Origin of the sequence: Kribbella sp. NPDC026611 (assembly GCF_040638345.1) — a bacterium.
Classification (GTDB): Bacteria; Actinomycetota; Actinomycetes; order Propionibacteriales; family Kribbellaceae; genus Kribbella.
Genome location: NZ_JBEZYC010000009.1, coordinates 1 through 21,683 on the forward strand (window position 1 = coordinate 1; position 21,683 = coordinate 21,683).

The window sequence follows — 21,683 nt, forward strand, 5'->3', positions numbered from 1 at the left end:
ACCCCGTTCGAAGCCCTCACCAACCACCAACGAACAACCCCCGCCGCCTAACCAACCACCCACCACAACTGTCCAAGATCCTTGACACAGCCCACCCCGGCTTAGCGCCGGCTTCCTGCCAGCTACCGCTGGCGAGTTGCTCGCTGCCGCTCGCGGGTGACAACTCCGGGCTGGCGCATTACTCGCCGTACTGCTGGTGCCTGGTGCAGGTGGTAGTCCCATCGCGCTGCTACGCACCGCTCCTCCGTCGCCGAGCTACGCGCCGCCCCACCCACCCTGTTGTTCGGGGGCGAGTGGCCCCCGGTGCATCCGGCTACCGCCGGGGGTTCGCTCGCTGCGCTCGCGGGGTTCGCGGCTGGCGCCGCGGGTTGCTCGCTGCCGCTCGCGGGTGACTGCCCCGGGCCGGCGCATTACTCGTCGTACTGCTGGTGGGTGGTGCTGCTGGTAGTCCCAGCGCGGTGCTACGCACGGCTCCTTCGTCGCCGAGCTACGCGCCGCCCCACCCACCCGTCTGTTCGGGGCGAGTGCCCCCGGTGCATCCGGCTACCGCCGGGGGTTCGCTCGCTACGCTCGCGTGTTGCGAGCTGCCGCTCGCGGGTGACAACTCCGGGCTGGCGCACTACCCGTCGTACTCCTGGCGCGTGGTGCTGGTGTAACCCCACCGCGGGGCTACGCACGGCTCCTTCGTCGCCGCACTACGCGCCGCCCACCCACCCTGCCTGTTCGGGGGCGAGCGCCCCAGGTGCGTCCGGCTGGCGCCGGGAGCTCGCTTCGCTCGCGGTTGCGAGCTGCCGCTCGCTGGTTCGCGGCTGCCGCCACGGGTTGCTCGCTTCGCTTGCGGTTGCGAGCTGGCGCTCGCGGGTGACTACGGCGGGCTGGCCTACTAACCCGTCATACCGGTGGTTTCGGGTGCTGCAAGTGAACCCTGCGCGGTGCTACGCACTGCTCCTCCCGCGCTGGCCTCACGCTCGATCTTCGGAAGGAAAGTGTCGTCACATGACACTTTTCCTCCGGAAACCAGGGGCGCCGGGCCTACAGGTTGCGGAGGTCCACGCAGGAGCCGTTGGGGAGGTCCTTCGTCAGGAGCGACCAGATGCCGGACGCCGCCGTCTCGGGGCTAGACAGCGCTCCGGTGGACTTCAACGTCTGGAAGCGGGCTACGGACGGGAACGACTCGACATCTGCAGAGCGGATCTCCGACTGCATGGGAGTGTCGACCACCCCGGGCGCGACGGCCAGGACCTGGCAGGTGGGTGGGAGTTCCAGGGCAACCGTGCGGACCCATTGTTCGGAAGCTGCTTTGCCGGCGCTGTACGACGACCACCCGGCATACGGTGTCTTGGCGGCCCCGGAGGAGATCAGGATCAGGTGCCGCGGGCACGACAAGTGGGCAGACGCGCGGAGGAATGCGCTGCCCAGGATCTGGGGTGCGGCTGAGTTGAGTAGGACCGCGTGGGTGTAAGCATCCCGGCCCACCTTCTCAGCAGGACCGATAGGGCTGATCGTCCCGGCGTTGTGGATGAAGACGACTCGGTCGCCGGTGTACGACGCCAGCTCGGTCGTGAAGTGCTGTTCGACGCGGAGCCAGTCGGCAGGATCTGACAGGTCGGCCTTGAAGTGTTCTACACAACCACCAGTGCGGGACAGATCGATGACCCGGGCGTCCGGGAACGGTACCGACGCGGCGAGTGCGGCGCCGATCCCGGACGAGGCTCCGGAGATCCAGACGAAGGGCCTCACGAGCGCCAGGCGCAGGCGACCTGGAGGAACAGGTCGTTGGCCTCGGGTTCGCCGATCGAGACGCGGACGCCGTCGCCGGGGAACGGGCGGACCGAGACACCCTCGGCCTGAACTGCCTCCGAGAACGCCACCGTCTCCTCGCCGAGGTCCAGCCAGACGAAGTTGGTCTGGGTGTCCGGCACCTCCCAGCCGGACGCGCGCAGTGTCGCGACCACCCGGGTCCGCTCGGCGACCAAGGACTCGACCCGCTCGAGCAGCTCCTCCTCGACCTGCAGCGACGCGATCGCCGCCGCCTGGGCGACGTACGAGACCCCGAACGGCAGCGCGCACTTCCGGATCGCGCCGACCACGTCCGGATGCCCGATCGCGTACCCGACGCGGAAGCCGGCCAGCCCGTAGGCCTTCGAGAACGTTCGCAGGACCAGCACGTTCGGCCGGTCGCGGTACAGGTCGACGCCGTCGACGACGTCCGGGTCGCGGACGAACTCGCGGTACGCCTCGTCCAGCACGACCAGCACGTTCGACGGTACGGCGTCCAGGAACGCGAGGAGCTCGTCGCGGTGGACCACCGGGCCGGTCGGGTTGTTCGGCGTACAGACCAGCACGACCTTCGTCCGGTCGGTGATCGCCGCCTCCATCGCCTTGAAGTCGTGGCGGGCCTCGTCGGTCAGCGGGACCTGGACCGAGGTGGCCCCGGTCAGCTGGACCGCGATCGGGTACGCCTCGAACGAGCGCCAGGCGTACACCACCTCGTCGCCGTCGTGGACCGTCGCCTGCAGCAGGTGGTACAGCAACGCGACCGAGCCGGTGCCGACCGCGAGATCGCTCACCGGTACGCCGAACCGCGCGGAGAGCGCTTCCAGCAGCTCGACGGCGCCCATGTCCGGGTACCGGTTCATCTGCTCAGCGGCCTGGACCGCGGCGGCGAGCACGCCGGGGAGCGGCGGGTACGGGTTCTCGTTGCTGGACAACTTGTACGTCGGCCGGCCGTCGGTGCGCGCCGGCGGACGGCCGGGCTTGTAAGCCGCGACGTCGTCCAGGCAGGCGCGAAATCGAACCTCAGGGTCAGGGGTCATGACCGCAGGTTAGTCCTTACATCCGCACGCCGGTACCCGTCCCCCACGAGGGTTTGACTACAGCCCCATCCGCCCTCAAACTGACTGATTGTCGGACAATCAGGGGATCTGGCCACCAGGTCTCAGCGCGTCAGGAGGGTGTCATGGGTCAGCGGCTGGAGTGGGGGCGCCGGTATCTGATGGTTCGTCCGGATCACTTCCGGATCGACCACGTGATCAACCCGTACATGTCGACGCAGGACCAGCCGGACCCGGTGCTGACGCTGAAGCAGTGGGAGTCCTTGGGGCAGGCGATCGTCGACGCCGGTGGCGAGGTCGAGGTGCTCGCGCAGCGGTCCGACTCCCCCGACATGGTCTACGCGATGAACCTCGGGCTGGCGGCCGCCGACGGCCGCGCGATGCTCTCGCACATGCGCTTCGAGCCGCGGCGCAAGGAGTCGCTGACGGCCGCGGAGTGGTTCGCCGAGCACGGTTTCGCGCTCGGCCGCACCGGCGGCGAGGGCGTCGGCCCGCACTTCGAGTCCGGGGACGCGTTCGTGTTCGGCGACAGCCTGGTCGTCGGGTACGGCCCGCGCACGGAGGCCGAGGCGCTGAAGCACCTGGCCACCGACTGGAACATCCGGGTCCGCGGCCTGCGGATCGCGCACGAGGGCATGTACCACCTCGACCTGCCGTTCTGCCCGGTCGACAGCACGCACGCGATGATCTACCCGCCGGCCTTCGACGCGGCGAGCCAGGCCGAACTGTCCGGGATCGTTCCGGACCCGATCGTCCTCACCGACGCGGAGGCCTTCGCCTTCAGCGCGAACTCGATCGTGGTCGGCGACACGATCATCATGCCGGCCTGCTCGGACCGCCTGCGCGCGATCCTCACCGGCCTGGGCCTAACCCTGGTCGTCCTCGACCTGTCCGAGTTCCACAAGGGCGGCGGCTCGGCCCGCTGCCTGACCAACCCGCTGGACTTCCCGCTCGCGGACATCACCGTCCCCGGCGGCGAGCTCATTGCCCCGGCTTGACCCAGATCAGCTCGAGCGTCTCCGGCTTGTACCCATGCCCGGTCAACCAGTCGAGCGCATTCTGCCGCCCCTCGGGGTAGGTTACCCGGATGTAGAACCCCAGCACCTCGGGGTCGTCGGGGTGCGCCTGCGACTTGCCCTGGTCGATGGTGAAGCCCGGGCCGTGGTACGGCAGTTCCTGGAGGATCGGGTACTTCCTCGCCATCCGGCGGTTCAGCTCGTCGAACCGCCGGCTGGACTCGGCCTGGAGCTTCTTCTCCTGCTCCAGGTTCTGCGCTTCCCAGGCTCGGCCCTCGTCGCTGTTGGCGAACAGGAACACTTTCGCGTCGGTGTCGCCGCGGACGTCGATCGTCTGGGAGTAGGTCTCGAAGCCACGCCGCTCACCGGTCAGCGTGTGCTTGCCGCCCTTCACCTTGACCTCGCCGTTGGCCGGGATCTGCTTGCCGTCCAGGGTCAGGGTGAGGTCGTTCGGGACCGATGTGACCTCCAGCTTGTGCTCGCTCCCGCCGCCGAAGAGAAGGACGCTGCCGATCACGATCAGCACCACTACGAGGACGGTGCCGCCGACAACCATCATCCGCCGGTTCAGCTCCATGCGCCTGCTGCTCCCTACTGCTTGAGTCGGGCCACGACGTAGTGGCCGCCGTAGTCGGAGAAGAACATGTGCTCCGCCTGAGGTGTGTGGCCCCCCAAGGACGCGGACGCAGCGTTGTACTTGGCGTTGTCGCCGCCCGTGTAGGGGCCGGTGTAAATGTAGGTGTGCCCGGAGCCGTCCGGCCTGTTGATGATGAAGATGTCGCCCGGATGCAGATCGTGTTCGTCGTTGAGGTTGTCGTACACGTCGTACTTGCCGGAGCTCCTCAGGTACGGCAGTTGGGTGCGAGTGCTGACGCCGGGGTAGTCCTTGTCGGCGCCGCTCATGTGCATCACGGTGGCGACGAACACACCACAGTCGGTCAGGTCGCTGTTGCCCTTGTTGTACTGCGCGTTGGCTGCCGCGTAGCCCGGGCCGCCGTCGTTGTGGTAGTTCGCCGGCTTCGGCTCGTGCGAGTTCTTCTCGGTGTCCCAGGCCAGCAGCAGCGCGGTCTTGACGATGCCTTTGGGGTCGCCGGTGCAGGCACCGCCCGCGGCGGGCGCCTGGCCGGCGTACTTGTCGAAGGTGGTTCGGGCGTCTGCCTGCCGGTGCTTGAGCTCCGGCGAATTCGGGTCCGTGCTGAATTTCTCGAACTCGAAGCCGAAGATGTAGGCCGCGTCCTCGACCGTCTTCGCGGCCTTGACGTGATCGCCCACCTCCTTCTTGGGCATCGGGCCCTTGCCGTCGAGCTGCTCCTTGAGCCACTTGAGCTGGAATTCGAGCGTGCCGATCGTCTGGTCGTCGGCGCCGGTGCCCCTGGCGTTCTTGATGAACTCGCTCGGCGGGTGCCACTGCGCGATACCCCAGGCCTTGTCGGAGCTCGCGGCCTGCGCCGTTGGCGTGTTCGTGCCGGGGAGATCAGGGTTCATCAACAGCGGCTCGACACTCGACTCCGCGACCAGGTTGCCGGTGATCCCGGCGGCCTGCTCCTTCGTGTAGCCGCTGGTGACGAAGAAGTTAAAGGCCTTCTGCTCGTTGTTGGCGCCGGTCAGCGGACCAGTGCCGCCGCCGCAGCCGCCGCAGCCGCCGCCAGTCGCCCCGGCCGGCGTGCCCGGGTCGCCGAAGATGTCCTCGTCGTGGGGCTTCTCGTTCTGGTAGTTGCCCTTGCCTTCCTTGTCCAGCCACATCTCGAGGTGGACGTGTTCGCCGCTGTCACCGGGCGCGGCCTCGTCACCGGAGCCCGAGGTGCCGATCTGCTGGCCGCGCTTCACCTCGTCGCCGGGCTTGACCATGATGTCGTGGAAGAACTGGGTGTGGGTCTGCAGGGCCTCGCCGTGGTTGATGACCACGGTGTTGTTGTCGATCGAGACGACCTTGCCGTCCTGGATCGCGTAGACCTTGCTGCCTTCCTTGACCTTCCAGTCCAGGCCGGAGTGGCTGTAGCCGTTCTCGTCCGGGTCCTGCCAGCCCTCGTCGAGGTCGTGGCTGTCGGTCGGGTAGCTGAACGACTTACTCTCGGTCGTGACCGGCTGGCAGCTCTGGGCGTCAGCCGTGCCGCTCAGCGCGGACAGGAGCATGGCGATCACGATGACCAGGGCGAAGATCATCACGAAGGGAATCATGATGATTCCCCAGATCTTGTTAGCCACGCTCAGCTCCTCGGTCCCTCGGCGGCTCCCCGCGCCGTTCCGCGGAGAGGGGCGGCCGCTGGCCCCTATGCTGCCCGAAAACTGGGTCAGTATGTCGGGAGTTATCCACAGGCGGGCACCCAGACCGGGTCGCGCGCGACAACGGCGCTGGACTGGACGAGAATCTCCCCATGTACGAACGGCTGCGGGTAGACCGCTCGACCACCGTGGACCGGGTGGTCGACGCCCTGCGCGCCGCCATGTTCGCGGGCGACCTGGAGCCCGGTACGCCGTTGCGCGAGCAGCCGCTGGCCGAGGCGCTCGGGGTCGCCCGCAGCACGGTCCGTGAGGCGATGACCATGCTGGTCACGGAGGGCCTCGCGGTCCGCGAGCCGAACAAGGGCGTCAGCGTCGCGATCCTGCACCCGGAGGCGGTGGCGGACATCTGCCGCGCCCGCTTCGTGCTCGAGTCCGCCGGGATCCGCGCCTGGTACGACGCAGACGAGCCGGCCCGCGAGCGCGTCCGGGAGGCGATGCGGGTGTTCGCCGCGACCGCGAAGGACGGTGCCGACCCGGAGGCGATGACCGAGACGCACCTCGCCATCCACCGCAGCCTGGTGGCCCTGACCGGCAGCGACCGCCTGATCGCCACCGCCGACTCGATCCTCGGCGAGGCCAGGCTCGCGCTGGCCCGCGTGGACGCGTTGCGGCAGGACGCGCGCCAGCAGGTGGCGTCCCACCGCAAGCTGATCCGGCTGCTGGAGCGAGGCGAGCTCGACGACTGCATCGCCGAGCTCAGCCTCCACCTCGACGGAGCGCAGGAGTCACTCCTCGAAGCCATCGCGATGCCCCAGAGCTGATGCACGGCTGCTAGGACGCAGCTGGTCGCTCCACGGCTCCGTCGGCGGTCACGTCGTACGTCCTCGCCCCAACGCGCAGGCCGGTCAGCCGGGCGGTGGGGTCGAGCGCGGCGACCTGTGGGTTGGCGGTGACCGTGCCGTCGAGCGCTACCTCGATGCCGAAGATGCCTTCGAGTACGAGGCTCACCCAGGAGCCGGAGGACGAGCAGGACCAGTCGATCAGGTACGGGAACTGTGGTGGCACCTTGCGCGCACCACCAGCCATCGCCGGTTGCGCCTCCTCGACGAAGTGCGCCTGGCCGCACGGCCCCTGGTTGGCGGAGCGCGCCAGACCAGGCAGCCAGTCCAGCAGTACGTCGCCCCGCCCAAGCTGGAACAGCGCACGCCCCGCATCCGCCGGCCAGGCCGGGTACGCGCCGTTCCACTGGTGGTCCGGACGAACGCTGAAGGCCGCGTCGGCGTCGTACGGCGACAGCGCGCGCATCCACGTGGGTGTCTGGAGCTCCCGCTGGAAGAACGACACCATCTCGGACCGCTGCGACTCCGAGAGGTCGCCGGCCATCGTCGTACCGATCAGGTTGAAGTCGTAGCAGTGGCGAACCGGGACCAGCGAGCCATCGGGCTGGCGGGCATGCCAGAAGCCGCGGCCCTCGACGTAGAGCTCGTTCACGTGGCCGGCCTGGATGGTTGCCTCCTTGCGGAGCAGCTCGGCGCGGTCGGTGTCACCGGAGCGCTCGGCCACCTCAGCAGCCACCCGCATGCACCAAACGTTGGCCGCGTTGAAGCTGGCTACCTCGTGCACGTAACTGCTGACGCACTCCAGCAGGTTGTCGATACCGCCGTAGTCCGCCAGCGCGTGCTCACCGCGCAGGCCGCGCCAGGCGGTCGCCCAGTCGTGCAGGTGGTCCCCAACGGCCTTCTCACCAACAGCAACGTCCAGGAAGCCGTCGTCGCCGGTGAAGCGCACGTAGTCGCGGACCAGCCGGGTCATGGCGAAGTCGTTGACCGAGTACCAGTAGCCGACCGGTCCACCGGTCAGCCACTCGGTGCCGAAGTGCTGGTGAATGTCCAGGTCGATCCAGTGCTCGATGTGCTTGCGCATCGGCGCGGGGTCGAGCAGTGCATGCGTCAGCGAGGACAGGCTGTAGTCCCAGATGAAGGTCGTGGTCTGCCAGTACCGCGGCATCAGCGTGTCGTACGTCCGGCCGAGCACGCTGGCCGGGTTGTCGCGGCGGAACCAGACCACGCCGAGCACGCCCCACCAGTACAGCTTCTTCAGCGCCGCGTTGGAGGTCTCCAGCACCGGCAGCGACCCACTGAAGCCTTCGCTGGACGGGTCGAACGCATCTGCCAGGGCCATGTCCCACACACCCTCGGCCACCGCCAGCACCGCGGGTACGTCGGCCACGCACACGTCGAAGTGCTCCGTCGCCTCCTCCACAGACCCCGCGAGCACGTGCACGTAGGACAGCTGCCCGTGCCCAGCCTCATCAAGCACCACGGTGGCCTGCAGCATCGTCCTGTCGACAGTGCTGGGTATATCGAGACCTTGCATGCTCACGGCTGATTCAGACTCACCGAGGACGCGGTCGCCTATTGCTCGAAGGGTGTTCGGCTCGGACGGAGGCTCGGGGCGCAACCACGCGGTCGACGAGCGGGTCGCAGTACTGGCCAGCGAAAGCCCCAGCCGTACGGACCGCCCCGCCTCCCCGGACACCTCCAGCAGGACGACCACAGCCGGGCGACCGGGAGCGCACGCGGTTGTGGTGCGGAGGTGGAGGCCGTCCACAGTGGTCGAGCGGACCACGCGGTCGGGGCGCCACACGACCTCGACCGTGCCGCCGTACGAGCGGGTCAGGCGGCCGTCGACGTACAGCTGGCCGGTGATCGTGTCGCCGTGCGAGTACGGCGGGAAGTTCACGCTGCGGATCGCGGCGACGTCGAGGTCGACCTGCGCCGTACCGAGGAAGTTGGTCAGTCCGGGCGGGTTGAACATGTCGTCGTACGTGTGCGTGAGGACGTCACTGGCCAGGTCGGCGCTGCGCGGGATCGTCATGAGGGGTCGGCCCAATCGGAGTTCGGGAGCAGGGGGTACCAGCCGGGGCGGGCGGGGTCGCGGTCGTAGGGGTACGGGCCGAGCTCGCGGAACAGCTCGGCGTACTCGGCCAGCTTGACCCGGTCCAGCTCGACGCCGAGCCCGGGCGCGTCCGGTACCGCGATCGCGCCGCCGGCGTACGAAAGCTTGCCTCCGGCAATGATGTCGTCGCGCAGGTGGTGGTAGTGCGCGTCGGCGGCGAACGAGAGGTTCGGTACGACGGCACCCAGCTGCAGCATCGTCGCCAGCTGGATGCCGAGCTCGCCCGACGAGTGCACGGCGACCCCGAGCTGGAACGTCTCGCAGACCCCGGCCGCTTTGATACACGGCCGGATCCCGCCCCAGAACGTGGTGTCGAGCAGGATCACGTCGACCGCCGGGTCGCGGACGTTCGCGGCGAGCTGCTCGAAGTTCACCACCACGGTGTTGGTGGCGAGCGGGATCGGGGTGTTGGCGCGGACCCGGCGCAGCCCGTTCATCCCCCAGGTCGGGTCCTCGAGGTAGTCGTTGTCGAGGTCCTCGATCCCGCGCGCGAACCGGATCGCCTCCTCGACGCTGAACGCGCCGTTCGGGTCGAAGCGGACGCGGTGCCCGGGGAACGCCTCGGCGAGCGCGCGGAAGCACTCGCGCTCGTAGTCGGGCGGGAAGACGCCGCCCTTCAGCTTGTGCACGGTGAAGCCGTGCGCGTCCACCAACTGCTGGGCGTGCGCGACCAGTTGCTCGGCGGTCCGGATCTCGCCGGTGCCGTCGTCCGCGGGGTGGCGGAAGAACAGGTAGCTGGCGAACGGGACCTTGTCGCGTACCTTGCCGCCCAGCAGCTCGTGGACCGGCACGCCGAGCTGGAGACCCTGCAGGTCGAGGCAGGCGAATTCGATTGCTGCTAGCAACTGAGTGCGGTTGTTGTAGAGGCTGGCGGTCGGGTTGGCGAGCATCCAGCGCAGCGCCTCGGTCTGGGCCGGGTCGTGACCGAGCAGGTACGGCTTGAGGCCGGCGACGGCATCCTCGGCGCTCTGGCCACCGCCGCCCATCTCGCCGAGGCCGATCAGGCCGTTGTCGGCTTCTACTTCGACGACCGTCCGGACGAAGCGTCCCCAGTGCGCGCCGTTGCTGTGCCGGAGTGGCGCCTCGAGCGGCACGGTGACGGTGGTGGCGCGGACGTCGACGATCCTCACTTGGCTCCCTCCGGGAGGACGACGGGCAGCCCCGCGGTCAGCCCGCCGTCGACCTTCACGTCCGCGCCGGTCATGAAGGACGCGGCCGGCGAAGCCAGGAAATGGATGACCTCGGCAACTTCTGCCGGCGTCGCAACCCGACCGAGCGGGTGCGACCGGCCCCACTCGGCAATCACCTCGTCCGTTGACCGCTCGCCGGCGAACTGCTGTGCCGACGTCCGCAACATCGGCGTATCCACCGAGCCTGGGCAGACTGCGTTCACCCGGATGCCGCCCGGTGCGTGATCCACCGCCATTGCTCGTACCAGACTCAGCAGCGCGCCCTTACCCATGGAGTACGCCGCGACGCCGGTCTGCGCCGCATACGCCTGCACCGACGCGACCACCACAACACTCCCGCCCCGGGGCAGCTTCGGCACAAACGCCTGACAAGCAAAAAACACCCCGCCGACGTTGACGGCCATCACCTCGTCGTAAACGTCGCCGGGCGTGTCAATCACCGTCCCGTACCGCTGAATACCCGCTGCACAAACCAGCACATCCACCCCACCGATCTCCTCCGCGGCGGAAGCCAACGCAGCCCGGTCCGAAACATCAACCTGAACCCCAGTCACCCGCCCACCCAGAACTGCAGAAAAAGCAGAGCCGCCCCAATGCCCATCCGCCGGGGCAGGTGGGTGGTGGGCCGAGTCGCCCCCATGCCCATCCGCCGGGGAAGCGGGGTGGCGGGCCGGACCCCCGTCGCCCCCGGACCCACCGGCCGAAGCAGGCACGTGGTGGGCCGAGTCACCCCCGAGCCCATCCGCCGGAGCCGGCAGGTGGCGAGCGGAGTCACCGCCAAGCCCACCGGCCGGAGCAGCGGGGTGAAGGACCGGATCCCCGTCGCCTCCGGGCGCCTCGGCCGGGGCAGCGGGGTGGTGGGTTGGGCTCCCCAGCTGGGCCTCTAGGGCTGCTAGCGCCTCGGCGTCTCGGTCCAGGGCTATTACGTGGTCTCCGGCTGCCGCGAAGCGTTCGACTGCTGCTCGGCCGATTCCGGCTGCGCCTCCGGTGACGACGACTGTGCGCCCGCCAGCCACCCCGCCCCGAGAGATGGCGTGCTCTTCTCCGCCGAAAGCGGCGTCGGACTGCTGCGGCATGGGTGTCCTCTCAGAACTGGCCCAGGGCTAGGCCCCGGGAGAAGAAGCGTTGGGCGGCGAGGAAGAGGATGACGGTGGGGAGGGAGACGAGGAGGCCGCCGGCCAGGACGGTGGGGAGAGAGGCGCCGCCGTACGTGCTCTGGAGTCCGGTCAGGGCCGGCATGATCGGGCGGACCGATTCGGACTGGCTCAAAGTGAGCCCGAGCAGCAGGTCGTTCCACACGAAGGTCGCCTGCAGGATAAAGATCGCCGCCAGCGCCGCCCCCGCCATCGGCAGGTAGATGCTGCGGAAGATCCGGAACAGCCCGCCGCCGTCCACGACCGCGGCCTCGAAGACGCTCCGCGCGATCCCGGTGAAGAAGTTCCGCATCACGAACGCCGAGAACGGCACGCTGATCGCGGTGTACACGACGATCATCCCGGCCCGGGTGTCGTACAGCCCGGAGTTCGCGTACCCGGAGAACAGCGGCATCAGGATCATCTGCACCGGGAAGATCGTCCCGCCGAAGATGAACACGAACCACAGGAACCCACGCCGCAACCGCAGTACGACGACCGCGTAGCCCGCGGCCGCACCGATGAGGACGGCGAGCACCGGCGCCACCACGGAGTACAGCGTCGTCGCGACCAGCGTGTCCCCGAGCGCGGCCTTGCTCCACGCGTCCCCGAAGTTGGCGAAGAGCGCGAACCCGTCGGGGCTCCACACGCGATCAGCGTCGTACCCGTCCACCGGCTTCGACGCGTTCACGATGAGCAGGTAGACCGGTGCGAGCCAGATCAACCCGAGGAGCACGAGGACGCCGGTTCTAACCCTGCTCACGGGCGTCCCCCAGCTGGTAGCGCAGGTACAGGATCGAGGCGGCGAACGTGACCAGGCTGAGGAACAGCGCGATCGCCGCACCCTGGCCGTAGTCGTTCAGCACGAAGGTCTCCTTGTACATCGACAACGCGAGCGTCTCCGACGAGGTACCCGGACCACCCTGCGTCATCACCCAGACCACGTCGAAGGTCTTGAGGCTGCCGACGATCGACAATCCGATGACAACTGTGGTGATCGCGCGGAGCTGCGGCCAGAGCTGGTGCCGGAAGAGCGCGAAGCCCTCGGCACCGTCCAGCCGGGCGGCCTCCAGCGGCTCGTTGGGGATGGACTGCAGACCTACGACGAAGAGCAGAGCGTTGACGCCGGCAGCTTGCCAGGTCACGGCCACGATCATGATCAGCGTGTTGCCAGGCCCGGACTGCAGCCAGCCGGTGTGGGCGCCGGGCAGGCCGAAGAAGCCGAGTGCCTGGCCCAGTGCGCCGTCCGGCTGGAGCACGAAGCCCCAGATGACGCCCACTGCCACACCGGAGATCGCATAGGGCAGCAGGAACGGCAGCCGCAACCACGTCCCCCACTTGTGCCCATAGGTCAGTACTGCGACGACCAGCCCGAGCGCCACGGGCAGGGTCACCATGCCGACCACCCACAGCAGCGTGTTGACCAGCGCCCCGACCAGGTCGGGGTCGCTGAACATCGCCTTGTAGTTGGCCAGCCCCGACCACACCGGTGACGCGAGCCCGTCGTAGGAGGTGAAGCTGACGTACGTCGTCCACAGGAACGGGAGGTACAAGAGCAGCGCTACGACGGCTACCGCCGGCAGTCCGAACAGCGGAGCCGTGCGCGCACCGGTACGGTCCTTCACTTCTGCTTGGCCCAGTACGCGTCCGCCTCGGCCTGGATCTTCTGCAGGCCCGGCATCGGGTCGCCCGGCTTGGTCACGAACGCGCCGAACACCTCGAGCGCCTTGTTCGCCACCGGCACCGGCGTCGCCTCGAACCACCGGTTGATCAGGCGATACCCGGTGACGTCCTTGTTCAGCTGCGCCAGACCCGGGTCCTTGACCTCCGCCTTCGGGTTGAAGGACAGGTCGCCGCGCGAGTTCGCCCAGGCGGTCTGCGCCTGCGGCGTGACCCACCAGTCGGTCCACTTCTTCACCGTGGACGCGTGGTCGGAGGCGGCGGCCGAGCACACCGGCCCGGTCTCGAAGATCATCGACGTCTTGGGCAGCGCCGGATTCACGTTCGGAATCACGAAGAAGTCGTAGTCGGTGCCCGCCTTCATCTTCAGCGTGTTCAGGTTGCCGCTGAACCAGGTGCCGAAGTTGATCATCGCGACGTCGCCGTTCTTCAGCTGCGCCTGCGGCTCGGTCTTCGCGCCCGGATCGCTGAAGTACCCCGCGTCGATCAGCTTCTTCCACTCGTTCATCACCTCGACCACGCCCGGGTCGGTGTACTTCGCCTTACCGGTCGCGAGCGCGTCGTACAGGTCGGGGTCCTTGCCGGCCAGCAATGTCTCGAACCAGACGAACGAGAACAGGATGTTGGTCTGGTAGAACGGCTTCACGCCGGCCGCCTTGACCTTGTCGGCGGTGGCGAGCAGCTCGGCCCAGGTCGTCGGGGTCTTGGTGATCCCGGCCTTCTTGAAGACGGCCTTGTTGTAGTACATGACCCAGTAGCCGGCGTTCAGCGGCACGCAGTACTGCTTGCCGTCGAAGGTGAAGTACTGCTTCAGCTGCTCCGGCACGTTGCCATCAGCAACTGCCTTGGTCCACTGGTCGGTGGTCTCGGCAACGAGCTTCTGGTCCACCAGATCCTGAAGTTCCTTGCCGGTGTGCCAGGTGAACAGGTCGGCCTTCTCCTTGGTCCGGAACGACGACCGGATGAAGGCGGTGTACGTGTTCGAGTCGGAGTACCCGACCGGCTCCATGCCGACGCCGATGTCCTTCTTGCTGGCCGCGCCGACCTGGGCGAACGCGTCCTTCCACCCGCCTTTGTCGTTGTAGAACTTCAGCGAGTCGACCGGCTTGTCGTCGCCCTTCTTGGGCGCCGCCGCGCCACCACCGCCGCCACAGGCGGACAGCGCCAGCGCTCCGGCGACGACGAGGGCGGTCAGTGTCTTACGCTGCCTCATGCGCGTCCTTCCAGGTCCAGTCGTTCGTTGATGACGGCGAGGACGCCGTCCAGGTGCTCACGGGTGAGCAGCTCGGCGAGGTCGGGGTCGCCGGAGCGGACCGCGTCGTAGATCGCCCGGTGCTCGTCCAGGTCGGCCTGGCGGTCGCCGTGGATGTGCAGGATCTCCAGCTGCTCGCGTGCGTTCACGACCGTCACCGACTCGACCACCTCGGCCAGCGTCGCGTTGCCGGACGCCTGGGCGAGCGAGCGGTGGAAGTCCATGTTCACCTCGGCCAGCTGCGCATGGTCGCCCGACGCGATCAGCTCGGCCGCAGCGGCAAGGTCGTGGCTCATCTGCTCGAGCGCCTCGGCCCCCTGGGTCCGTGCGGCGAGCGCAGCGACCGGCGGCTCGATCAGCGCGCGAGCCTGCAGCAGCTCCACGAGCCGGGCCGCCGAAGGCGCGAGCGCCAGCGGGTTAGCCAGCACGAGCCTGCCGACGTTGGGACCGACATACACACCAGACCCGTGCCGCAGCTCTACAGCTCCGGTTGCCTCGAGTCGCCGGAGCGCCTCCCGCACAGTGGGTACGGCGACCTTGTACCGCTCGGCGAGCGACCGCACAGCCTCGAACTGATCACCTGGCGCCAGCTTGCGCTCGGCGATCAGCGCCAGCATCGACGTAGCCAGGTCATCCAGCAGACTGCGCCGTACGACGCCACCCGAGGCGCTCATCGGGTCGCCGCCAGGGTCACCGCGAGGAACCTTGGCCGGTAGATGCTCACGTCGCCGTACAGGTCGTCGCTGACCAGGCTGTTGACGTTGTAGCTGACCAGGAGCTCGTCGCCGCGGCGAAGGTCCGGGTGCTCGTGGGAGTTGTAGGTGATGATGTTCCCTCCGGTCTCCGGGGTCTGGTAGAGGTCGACCGGCTTCACCCACGGTCCGGTCGGCGAGCAGCCGAAGTACGCGACCACGCGGCTGCTGAACAGCTCCTTGGTGTCGTGCGTGACCAGCAGGTAGCCGTCCTCGAAGGCGGTGACGCTGTGCTCGTTGGCAACGCCCTCCAGCACCCGCACCGAGGCGGACTCGTCCTGCGACCAGCCACTGCCCGTCCAGTACTCCCACGGCTTGCCGGTGAGGTCGTCGCCGCGCACGCGAGCAACGTGCTGGTACTTCGAGGCGCCGAGGTCCTCGACTCCGTAGATGTAGGTGTAGCCGCGGTCGCGCAGCAGCCACCCGGACCACTGCACGTTGGCAGCGGACGGGATCGGCTTGAGCGACTGGAGCTTCAGCGTCTTGCTGTCGAACCGGGCCAGGTAGTTCGCGACCCAGCGCCAGTCCCACTGCCCCGGGCCGGTCTTCTCGAAGCGCAGTGCGACCACGTCGAGGTTCTTGCCGGCGTTGCTGGTCTGTGCGGCGCCGACCCAGTACCAGCCGTTCGACGGCGGCGGGATCAGCGCGGTCGGGTGGCTCGCCGTACCGCCGGTGACCGTGGTGAGCCGGCTGCCCTGCTGGACCACGAACGAGTTGTTGATGAACGGTGCGGTGGTCGGACGGCTGCCGTCCGGGTTCACCGGGCCGAGAAACGTGTCGGAGAAGATCCAGACCGTCCGGCCGCCGGACAGCTGGACCGAGTAGGTGCTGTCGGCGCCAGTCCAGCCCTTGCCGGTATTGCTGTAGGCGTTGAGCAAGCCCTCCGGCGCGGCGTGCGGCACTGTCGTGGCCGTCCAGTTGGTGCGGACAGCACTGCAATCCGCGGAGACAGCGGCAGAAACACCAGGGACGGCGAGGCCGCCGACCGTCAAGGACAGCGCGAGAGCCACACCAAGGCGTCGAAACATGAAAGTGATCAGATCACTTGGTCATTTTCGTGTCAAGACTCAGGGTGGAATCAGGGCGGGTGCCCAGCGTGGCGCTCCGGGCCGGATGGCAGGATCGTCGGCATGAAACTGATCATCAGGCTGGTTGCGAACGCGGTCGCCCTGGCCGTGGCGAGCTGGCTGCTGGCCGGCATCACGCTGCAGGGCTCCACCACCGGGCGCCGGATCCTCACCCTGCTCGTGGTGGCCGCGATCTTCGGCATCGTGAACGCGATCGTGAAGCCGGTCGTGAAGACGCTGTCGTGCCTGTTCGTGTTCCTGACCCTCGGGCTGTTCCTGGTCGTGATCAACGCGGCGATGCTGCTGCTGACCTCGTGGATCACCGGGAAGCTCGACGTCCAGTTCCATGTCGACGGCTTCTGGTCCGCGGTCTGGGGCTCGATCATCATCTCGGTCGTCGGCGTGGTGGTGAACGCACTGCTCCGCGACAAGGAGGACGCGCACTGACCATGCGGATCGAGATCGTCTGCTCAGGCAACATCTGCCGGTCCCCGATCGGCGAGGTCGTGCTGCGCGCGAAGCTCGCCGCGGCGGGGATCGACGGCTTCGAGGTGACCAGCTCCGGGACCGGTGGCTGGCATGTGGGTGACCCGATGGATCCGCGCGCCGCGGCCGTCCTCGAGCGCAACGGGTACGACGGCAGCGCGCACCGGGCCCGCCGGTTCGACCGCGCCTGGACGCCCGATCTCGTGCTGGCGATGGACTCGGGCCACCTGGCCGAGCTCGGCGGCGACGCCCAGCTCTTCGCGGCCGACGACGTACCGGACCCGTACTACGGCGACGAGGACGGCTTCGACGACGTCCTCGCCCAAATCGAGAAGGCGGCCGACCAGTGGGTCGACCGCCTTCGCACGACTAGTTCTGGCCGATCTCCGACTTCAGGCTGACGAACCAGTCGACGGTCGGGTCGAAGGCCTTGCCGCCGGCGATCCGCGGGAACTCGATCGCGCGCAGCTGGTCGCCCCGCTCCTCGTCGTGGCCGACGACGCCGCTCTCACCGCGCAGCGCGGCGTCGACCGCGTAGTCGGTGCACTCCTTGATCAGCGCGAGGTCGCGGTCGTTGGCCGCGGCCGAGCGGCTGAAGTAGCCACTCTTCTGCACCATCGTCTTCTCCGCGCCGATCCGCTCCGCGAACTGCTTCGCGAACCAGGCCCCCGGGTTGATCGTGTCCAGCTTGACGTGACCGAACGGGTCCCGGGGCACGTCCTCGCCGCGCGACTCCAGCTCGGCGACGATCGACTCCACGCCGGCACCCTCGGACAGGAAGATGTTGACGCAGTCCTCGGAGTCCATCACCTTGCGCAGCCGGTCCGCCTCGGCGTCCAGGTCGATCGTTGCCTCCGGCACGTACACGGCGTGCACGTCCCAGCCCTTCTGGTCCAGGCCGATGCCCGGGTTCCACTCCTGCTCGTCGACCCACTGCTGGTAAGCCTGTGCCGTCGCGGCGGTCAGCCAGCCGCAGTTGCGGCCCATCACCTCGTGGACGATCAGCATCCGGGGGTTCGACGTGTGCTCGCCGATGATGTTGCGGGCGAACAGCGCGCCCTGCTCGGCGGCGGTCCACGCGCCCAGGCTCTGCCGGATCGGGATCACGTCGTTGTCGATGGTCTTCGGCAGGCCGACCACAGTCAGGTTGTAGTCGTGCTCCTGCAGGTACGCCGCCAGGTCCGCGGCGGTCGTGTTGGTGTCGTCACCACCGATGGTGTGCAGTACGTCGACACCGTCGGCGACCAGCCGCTCGGCCGCGACCTGCAGCGCGTTCTGCCCGTCCTGGATCAGGCCGCGCTTGACCAGGTCGGCGGTGTTGGTCAGCTTCACCCGGCTGTTCCCGATCGGGCTGCCGCCGAACTTGTGCAGCACGGCCGCCTTCTCCCGCACCTCGGGCGTCACCTCGAGGAACCGGCCGCTGAGCAGCCCGTGGTACCCGTTCAGGTAGGCGATGATCTCCACATCGGGCGCCACCGCGGTGTAGCGCTCGATCAGCCCGCCGACAGCGGACGACAGGCAGGGCGCGAGCCCGCCGGCGGTAAGCAGGGCAACTCTGCGGACAGCCATGGTCCAGGGTCCTTCCGAAGTGTCTGAAGTCGCCCCCACCCTAGTGATGCAGACCACTCCCCGCGGTGGTTGGGGTTCACCTTGCGGACAGCGGGACCGGACGAGGTGGGACCGGCGTGGAGACGACGAAGGAGCTGGTGGTTTGGCCGTGCACGAGGAACTTGTCCAGGACGTCTTCGAGAGCGGCGATGGCGGGGACCTGGACGCGCATCAGGAAGCAGTCCTCGCCGGAGATCCGGTGGCACTCGGTGACCTCGGGGGTTCGGTCGGCCAGCTCGATGATGCGCGGGATCTGGCCCGGGCCGGGTCGCAACCGGACCCAGGCGGCGACCGGTCGGCCCAGTGCGGCCGGGTCGATGTCCAACCGGTAGCCGCGGATCACGCCCGACTCCTCCAGCCGGGTCACCCGCTCGCGCACGGTCGGGGTCGAAACCCCTAGCCTGCGGGCCAGCTCGGTGGTCCGCAGCCGGGGGTCGGCAGTCAGCTCTTCCAGGATGCGGATGTTGAGGCTATCCAGGAGTTGACTTCTCGTTTCGGTAAGTTCGGCGGCCATTCTGGCTCCGTTTCGCCATGTGCAGGCAGAGATGTCGTTCCTAGGCTAGTCACGTGTCAAGCCTCGTGGAAGCTCCCCCCGACCGCCGGCTCGCGACCGCTGCCGCAGCGGTGACCGTCGTGCTGTGGGCCTCGTCGTTCGTCGCCATCCGGCATGCCGGCACCGAATTCTCGGCCGGCGCCCTCTCGCTGGCCCGCCTCGGGCTCGGCAGCATACTGCTCGGCGCGATCCTGCTCGCCCGCCCCAAACCGGAGGTCGCCGTCCGGCGGTGGCCGGCCAGACGGGACTGGCCTCCGCTGCTCGCGTGCGGTCTGTTGTGGTTCGGCGTCTACAACCTGGCGCTCAACGAGGCCGAGCGCCGCCTCGACGCCGGCACCGCGGCCATGCTCGTCCACATCGCTCCGCTGCTGATCGCCGTACTCGCCGGAATCACCCTGGGCGAGGGCTTCCCGCGGCGGTTGGTGATCGGCGGTCTGGTCGCGTTCGGCGGCATCGTGGTAATCGGTACGTCGACGTCGACCGGCCGCGCGGAGACGTGGGGTGTCGTGCTCTGCGTAACGGCCGCCGTGTCGTACGCCGTCGGCGTGGTCACGCAGAAACCGCTCCTCAGTCGCCTGCCCGCCGCGGAGGTCACCTGGCTCGCTTGCACCATCGGCGCGGTCCTCTGCCTCCCGTTCGCGCCCACGCTGGTCAGCGAGGTCCGCTCCGCGAGCGCCGGCACGATCTGGTGGGTCATCTACCTCGCCGCCTTCCCGACCGCGCTCGGCTTCACCACCTGGGCCTTCGCGCTCCGCCGTACCAGCGCCGGGAAGATGGGCATCACCGTGTACGCCGTACCGGTCGTGGCCATCGCGCTCGGCTGGATCTTCCTCGGTGAGACCCCGGCCCTGCTCGCCCTCGCCGGCGGCGCGCTCTGCCTCGGCGGCGTCGCCATCTCGAGGAGGACGCGATGAAGTTCGGCGTCTTCGTGCCGCAGGGCTGGCGGATGGACCTGACCGAGCTGGCCGATCCGGTCGAGCAGTGGGAGGCGATGACCGCCGTCGCCCGCGCGGCCGATACCGGGCCGTGGGACGCGATCTGGCTGTTCGACCACTTCCACACCGTTCCTGAGCCGGTCCGCGAAACCGTCTTCGAGGCCTGGACGACCACGGCCGCGCTGGCCCGCGACACGCAGCGGGTCAAGATCGGCCAGATGGTCGGCTGCAACGGTTACCGCAACCCCGCGCTCTACGCGAAGATGGCGGCCACCGTGGACGTCGCCAGCCACGGCCGCCTGTACGCCGGGCTCGGCGCCGGCTGGTCGGAGGGCGAGTGGACGGCGTACGGCTATCCCTGGACGAGTCAGAAGGACCGGATGGGGTCGTTCGCGGAGTCGGTCGAGCTGATCCACCGGCTGTGGACCGAGGACGACGTGGTCTTCCAGGGCAAGTACCACTCGGCCGACAAGCCGTACGTCGTGCCGCGCCGGAAACCGCCGCTATGGATCGGTGGCGGCGGCGAACGGGTCACGCTCCGGCTGGTCGCGAAGTACGGCGACGCGTGCAACTTCGGCACCGGCCGCGTCGACATCATCGAGCGCAAGCTCGCCGTACTGCGGGAGCACTGCGAGCAGGTCGGCCGGGACTACGCCGAGATCGTCAAGTCGACCAGCCTGAACGTCTTCCCGGTCGAAGCCGGCGCCGACCCGGTCGCGGCGACCGCCACGGCCCGTGGGCGTTACACGCTCGACGAGTTCGCGGAGATCGGGTCCGGCGGCACGAGCGGCGTACGGGCCGAGATCGTCACGACGAAGGACCTCATCGAGCACGTGGGGCGGTTGGCTGAGGCGGGGATCGAGTACGTGATCGTCTACATCCCGGGCGTCGCCTACGACCACGAACCGTTGCGGTTGTTCGCGGAGGAGGTCGTGCCGCGGTTCAGCTGAGGTCCGTCGAGCGCAGGTGCTGGTGGATGCCGTCGTACACGGTGGTGCCGGGCAGCAGGCGCTTCGGGACCTTGGTGACCACGCTGTAGTTGGCGTCGACCACGTTGGCCAGCGGGACCTCGCTGATCTGGCTGAGCAGCTGGTATGCGTCCAGCTTGTCCAGGCCGTACAGCTCGCCCAGCCAGCCGACCATGTCCACCTGACCGGCCCGCCACGCGTCCTCCAGCGGGCGGCTCGACCCGACCACGGCCAGGTACTCGTCGTTCTCGATCCGCGGCCAGGTCGGACCGGGCGTCTTGAGCAGCTCGACGACCATGGCGACGTTCATCGCGCCTTCGACCGCCGTACCGCAGGACTCGCCCTCACCCTGGCGGTAGTGGCCGTCACCGACCGAGAACAGCGCGCCCTCGACGTTGACCTTCAGGTAGCAGGTCGCTCCGGCCCGCATCTCCGGCGTGTCCATGTTGCCGCCGAACATGTCCGGTACGAGGGACGAGCGCGCCTCGCCCGCGGCCGGTGCGACCCCGACCGTGCCGAGCATGGGCTCCAGCGGAAGGGCGAGCTCCAGCCCGCTGCTCTGCGCGTGGAACCCGACAGTCTGGTTCGCCGAGTCCACGTCATAGACCCAGGTCCGCTCGGGCAGCGGGTCCTGAAGCGTCGCCGTCCGGTCGGTGCTGGTCAGCCCGCCGAAGAACGGGATGGTCGTGGAGACTCCCCAGCTCCGGGCCGGGGTGAGCTCGACGAAGTGCAGGACCAGGGTGTCCCCCGGTTCGGCGCCCTCGACGTGGAATGGGCCGGTCTGCGGATTCACGAACGGCATCTGCAGCGAGGCGCTGGCCAGGTCCGCGGTGCTCCGGATGGTGCCGCAGTACGCGTCTTCGGTCCACAGCCGGAGCGCGGTGCCCGGCTTGACCCGGCGCACCGGCGGCTTCCCGCCGAAGGTCCAGGCATACTCGTCGGGTTCGGGCGTGAATTCGAGGATGTCCACCTGTGAAAACCTAAGGTGTCCCCGAGGTACCGGGCCAGGGCGGCTCGCGATTTGAGGC

21 protein-coding genes and 1 pseudogene are annotated in these 21,683 nt (G+C 68.6%); 6 read left to right on the top strand and 16 right to left on the bottom strand.

Annotation, left to right across the window (positions count from 1 at the left end):
* Positions 1-1,032: 1,032 nt before the first annotated feature.
* Positions 1,033-1,740, bottom strand: coding sequence for an SDR family NAD(P)-dependent oxidoreductase (locus AB0E69_RS31220; protein WP_360154208.1), 708 nt, complete (start codon positions 1,738-1,740; stop codon positions 1,033-1,035).
* Positions 1,737-2,816: a histidinol-phosphate transaminase gene (gene hisC, locus AB0E69_RS31225; RefSeq protein WP_360154211.1), complete on the bottom strand. Its 1,080-nt coding sequence runs from the start codon at positions 2,814-2,816 to the stop codon at positions 1,737-1,739. Before hisC ends, AB0E69_RS31220 begins: the two co-directional genes overlap by 4 nt.
* 143 nt (positions 2,817-2,959) lie before the next feature.
* Between hisC and AB0E69_RS31230 the strand changes: the two genes are divergently transcribed.
* Complete coding sequence (locus tag AB0E69_RS31230) at positions 2,960-3,832, top strand: arginine deiminase family protein (protein WP_360154214.1); 873 nt, start codon at positions 2,960-2,962, stop codon at positions 3,830-3,832.
* Here the strand turns inward: AB0E69_RS31230 and AB0E69_RS31235 are convergent.
* Both AB0E69_RS31235 and AB0E69_RS31240 read right to left on the bottom strand, forming a co-directional pair.
* Positions 3,816-4,427: a PEGA domain-containing protein gene (locus AB0E69_RS31235; protein ID WP_360154217.1), complete on the bottom strand. Its 612-nt coding sequence runs from the start codon at positions 4,425-4,427 to the stop codon at positions 3,816-3,818. The two genes, AB0E69_RS31230 and AB0E69_RS31235, sit on opposite strands and share 17 nt — an antisense overlap.
* 14 nt (positions 4,428-4,441) lie before the next feature.
* Positions 4,442-6,055, bottom strand: coding sequence for a phage tail tip lysozyme (locus tag AB0E69_RS31240; protein WP_360154220.1), 1,614 nt, complete (start codon positions 6,053-6,055; stop codon positions 4,442-4,444).
* 170 nt (positions 6,056-6,225) lie between these two features.
* Here AB0E69_RS31240 and AB0E69_RS31245 point away from each other — a divergent pair, with 170 nt between their 5' ends.
* Entirely contained in the window at positions 6,226-6,894 is a 669-nt protein-coding gene (locus AB0E69_RS31245; protein WP_360154223.1) for a GntR family transcriptional regulator, read from the top strand.
* 10 nt (positions 6,895-6,904) lie between these two features.
* On the opposite strand, the gene AB0E69_RS31250 is transcribed toward AB0E69_RS31245, so the two are convergent.
* The 9 genes and pseudogenes from AB0E69_RS31250 to AB0E69_RS31290 form a co-directional block, all read right to left on the bottom strand.
* Positions 6,905-8,950, bottom strand: coding sequence for a hypothetical protein (locus AB0E69_RS31250; RefSeq protein ID WP_360154226.1), 2,046 nt, complete (start codon positions 8,948-8,950; stop codon positions 6,905-6,907).
* The gene (locus AB0E69_RS31255; protein WP_360154229.1) at positions 8,947-10,161 is read right to left on the bottom strand and encodes an enolase C-terminal domain-like protein; all 1,215 of its coding nucleotides are present in this window, start codon (positions 10,159-10,161) and stop codon (positions 8,947-8,949) included. Before AB0E69_RS31255 ends, AB0E69_RS31250 begins: the two co-directional genes overlap by 4 nt.
* Positions 10,158-10,775 carry an SDR family oxidoreductase gene (locus AB0E69_RS31260; protein ID WP_360155279.1) on the bottom strand — a complete coding sequence of 206 codons (618 nt, stop codon included), beginning with the start codon at positions 10,773-10,775 and terminating at the stop codon, positions 10,158-10,160. The genes AB0E69_RS31255 and AB0E69_RS31260 overlap by 4 nt, the downstream gene beginning before the upstream one ends.
* 324 nt (positions 10,776-11,099) lie before the next feature.
* Positions 11,100-11,297: pseudogene (locus AB0E69_RS31265) on the bottom strand (SDR family NAD(P)-dependent oxidoreductase); the annotation flags it as partial.
* 10 nt (positions 11,298-11,307) lie between these two features.
* The gene (locus AB0E69_RS31270; RefSeq protein ID WP_360154232.1) at positions 11,308-12,117 is read right to left on the bottom strand and encodes a carbohydrate ABC transporter permease; all 810 of its coding nucleotides are present in this window, start codon (positions 12,115-12,117) and stop codon (positions 11,308-11,310) included.
* Complete coding sequence (locus tag AB0E69_RS31275) at positions 12,104-12,979, bottom strand: sugar ABC transporter permease (RefSeq protein ID WP_360154235.1); 876 nt, start codon at positions 12,977-12,979, stop codon at positions 12,104-12,106. The genes AB0E69_RS31270 and AB0E69_RS31275 overlap by 14 nt, the downstream gene beginning before the upstream one ends.
* Positions 12,976-14,247, bottom strand: a complete 1,272-nt coding sequence (locus AB0E69_RS31280) for an extracellular solute-binding protein (RefSeq protein ID WP_360154238.1) — start codon at positions 14,245-14,247, stop codon at positions 12,976-12,978. Before AB0E69_RS31280 ends, AB0E69_RS31275 begins: the two co-directional genes overlap by 4 nt.
* Positions 14,244-14,960 carry an FCD domain-containing protein gene (locus AB0E69_RS31285; protein ID WP_360154241.1) on the bottom strand — a complete coding sequence of 239 codons (717 nt, stop codon included), beginning with the start codon at positions 14,958-14,960 and terminating at the stop codon, positions 14,244-14,246. The genes AB0E69_RS31280 and AB0E69_RS31285 overlap by 4 nt, the downstream gene beginning before the upstream one ends.
* Positions 14,957-16,066: a DUF4185 domain-containing protein gene (locus tag AB0E69_RS31290; RefSeq protein WP_360154244.1), complete on the bottom strand. Its 1,110-nt coding sequence runs from the start codon at positions 16,064-16,066 to the stop codon at positions 14,957-14,959. The genes AB0E69_RS31285 and AB0E69_RS31290 overlap by 4 nt, the downstream gene beginning before the upstream one ends.
* Positions 16,067-16,168: 102 nt before the next feature.
* On the opposite strand from AB0E69_RS31290, the gene AB0E69_RS31295 reads away from it, so the two are divergent.
* Both AB0E69_RS31295 and AB0E69_RS31300 read left to right on the top strand, forming a co-directional pair.
* Complete coding sequence (locus AB0E69_RS31295) at positions 16,169-16,552, top strand: phage holin family protein (protein ID WP_360154247.1); 384 nt, start codon at positions 16,169-16,171, stop codon at positions 16,550-16,552.
* 2 nt (positions 16,553-16,554) lie between these two features.
* A complete protein-coding gene (locus tag AB0E69_RS31300; RefSeq protein ID WP_360154250.1) occupies positions 16,555-16,992 on the top strand; it encodes a low molecular weight protein-tyrosine-phosphatase in 438 nt (145 codons plus the stop codon).
* On the opposite strand, the gene AB0E69_RS31305 is transcribed toward AB0E69_RS31300, so the two are convergent.
* Both AB0E69_RS31305 and AB0E69_RS31310 read right to left on the bottom strand, forming a co-directional pair.
* The gene (locus AB0E69_RS31305) at positions 16,961-18,160 is read right to left on the bottom strand and encodes a pyrophosphate--fructose-6-phosphate 1-phosphotransferase (protein ID WP_360154253.1); all 1,200 of its coding nucleotides are present in this window, start codon (positions 18,158-18,160) and stop codon (positions 16,961-16,963) included. The genes AB0E69_RS31300 and AB0E69_RS31305 overlap by 32 nt on opposite strands.
* 76 nt (positions 18,161-18,236) lie before the next feature.
* Complete coding sequence (locus tag AB0E69_RS31310) at positions 18,237-18,713, bottom strand: Lrp/AsnC family transcriptional regulator (RefSeq protein WP_360154256.1); 477 nt, start codon at positions 18,711-18,713, stop codon at positions 18,237-18,239.
* A gap of 53 nt (positions 18,714-18,766) precedes the next feature.
* On the opposite strand from AB0E69_RS31310, the gene AB0E69_RS31315 reads away from it, so the two are divergent.
* Together AB0E69_RS31315 and AB0E69_RS31320 are read left to right on the top strand one after the other, a co-directional pair.
* Positions 18,767-19,666, top strand: a complete 900-nt coding sequence (locus AB0E69_RS31315; protein WP_360154263.1) for an EamA family transporter — start codon at positions 18,767-18,769, stop codon at positions 19,664-19,666.
* Positions 19,663-20,637, top strand: coding sequence for a TIGR03560 family F420-dependent LLM class oxidoreductase (locus AB0E69_RS31320; RefSeq protein WP_360154265.1), 975 nt, complete (start codon positions 19,663-19,665; stop codon positions 20,635-20,637). The genes AB0E69_RS31315 and AB0E69_RS31320 overlap by 4 nt, the downstream gene beginning before the upstream one ends.
* Here the strand turns inward: AB0E69_RS31320 and AB0E69_RS31325 are convergent.
* Positions 20,630-21,625, bottom strand: coding sequence for an acetamidase/formamidase family protein (locus AB0E69_RS31325; RefSeq protein ID WP_360154267.1), 996 nt, complete (start codon positions 21,623-21,625; stop codon positions 20,630-20,632). The two genes, AB0E69_RS31320 and AB0E69_RS31325, sit on opposite strands and share 8 nt — an antisense overlap.
* Positions 21,626-21,683: the final 58 nt, after the last annotated feature.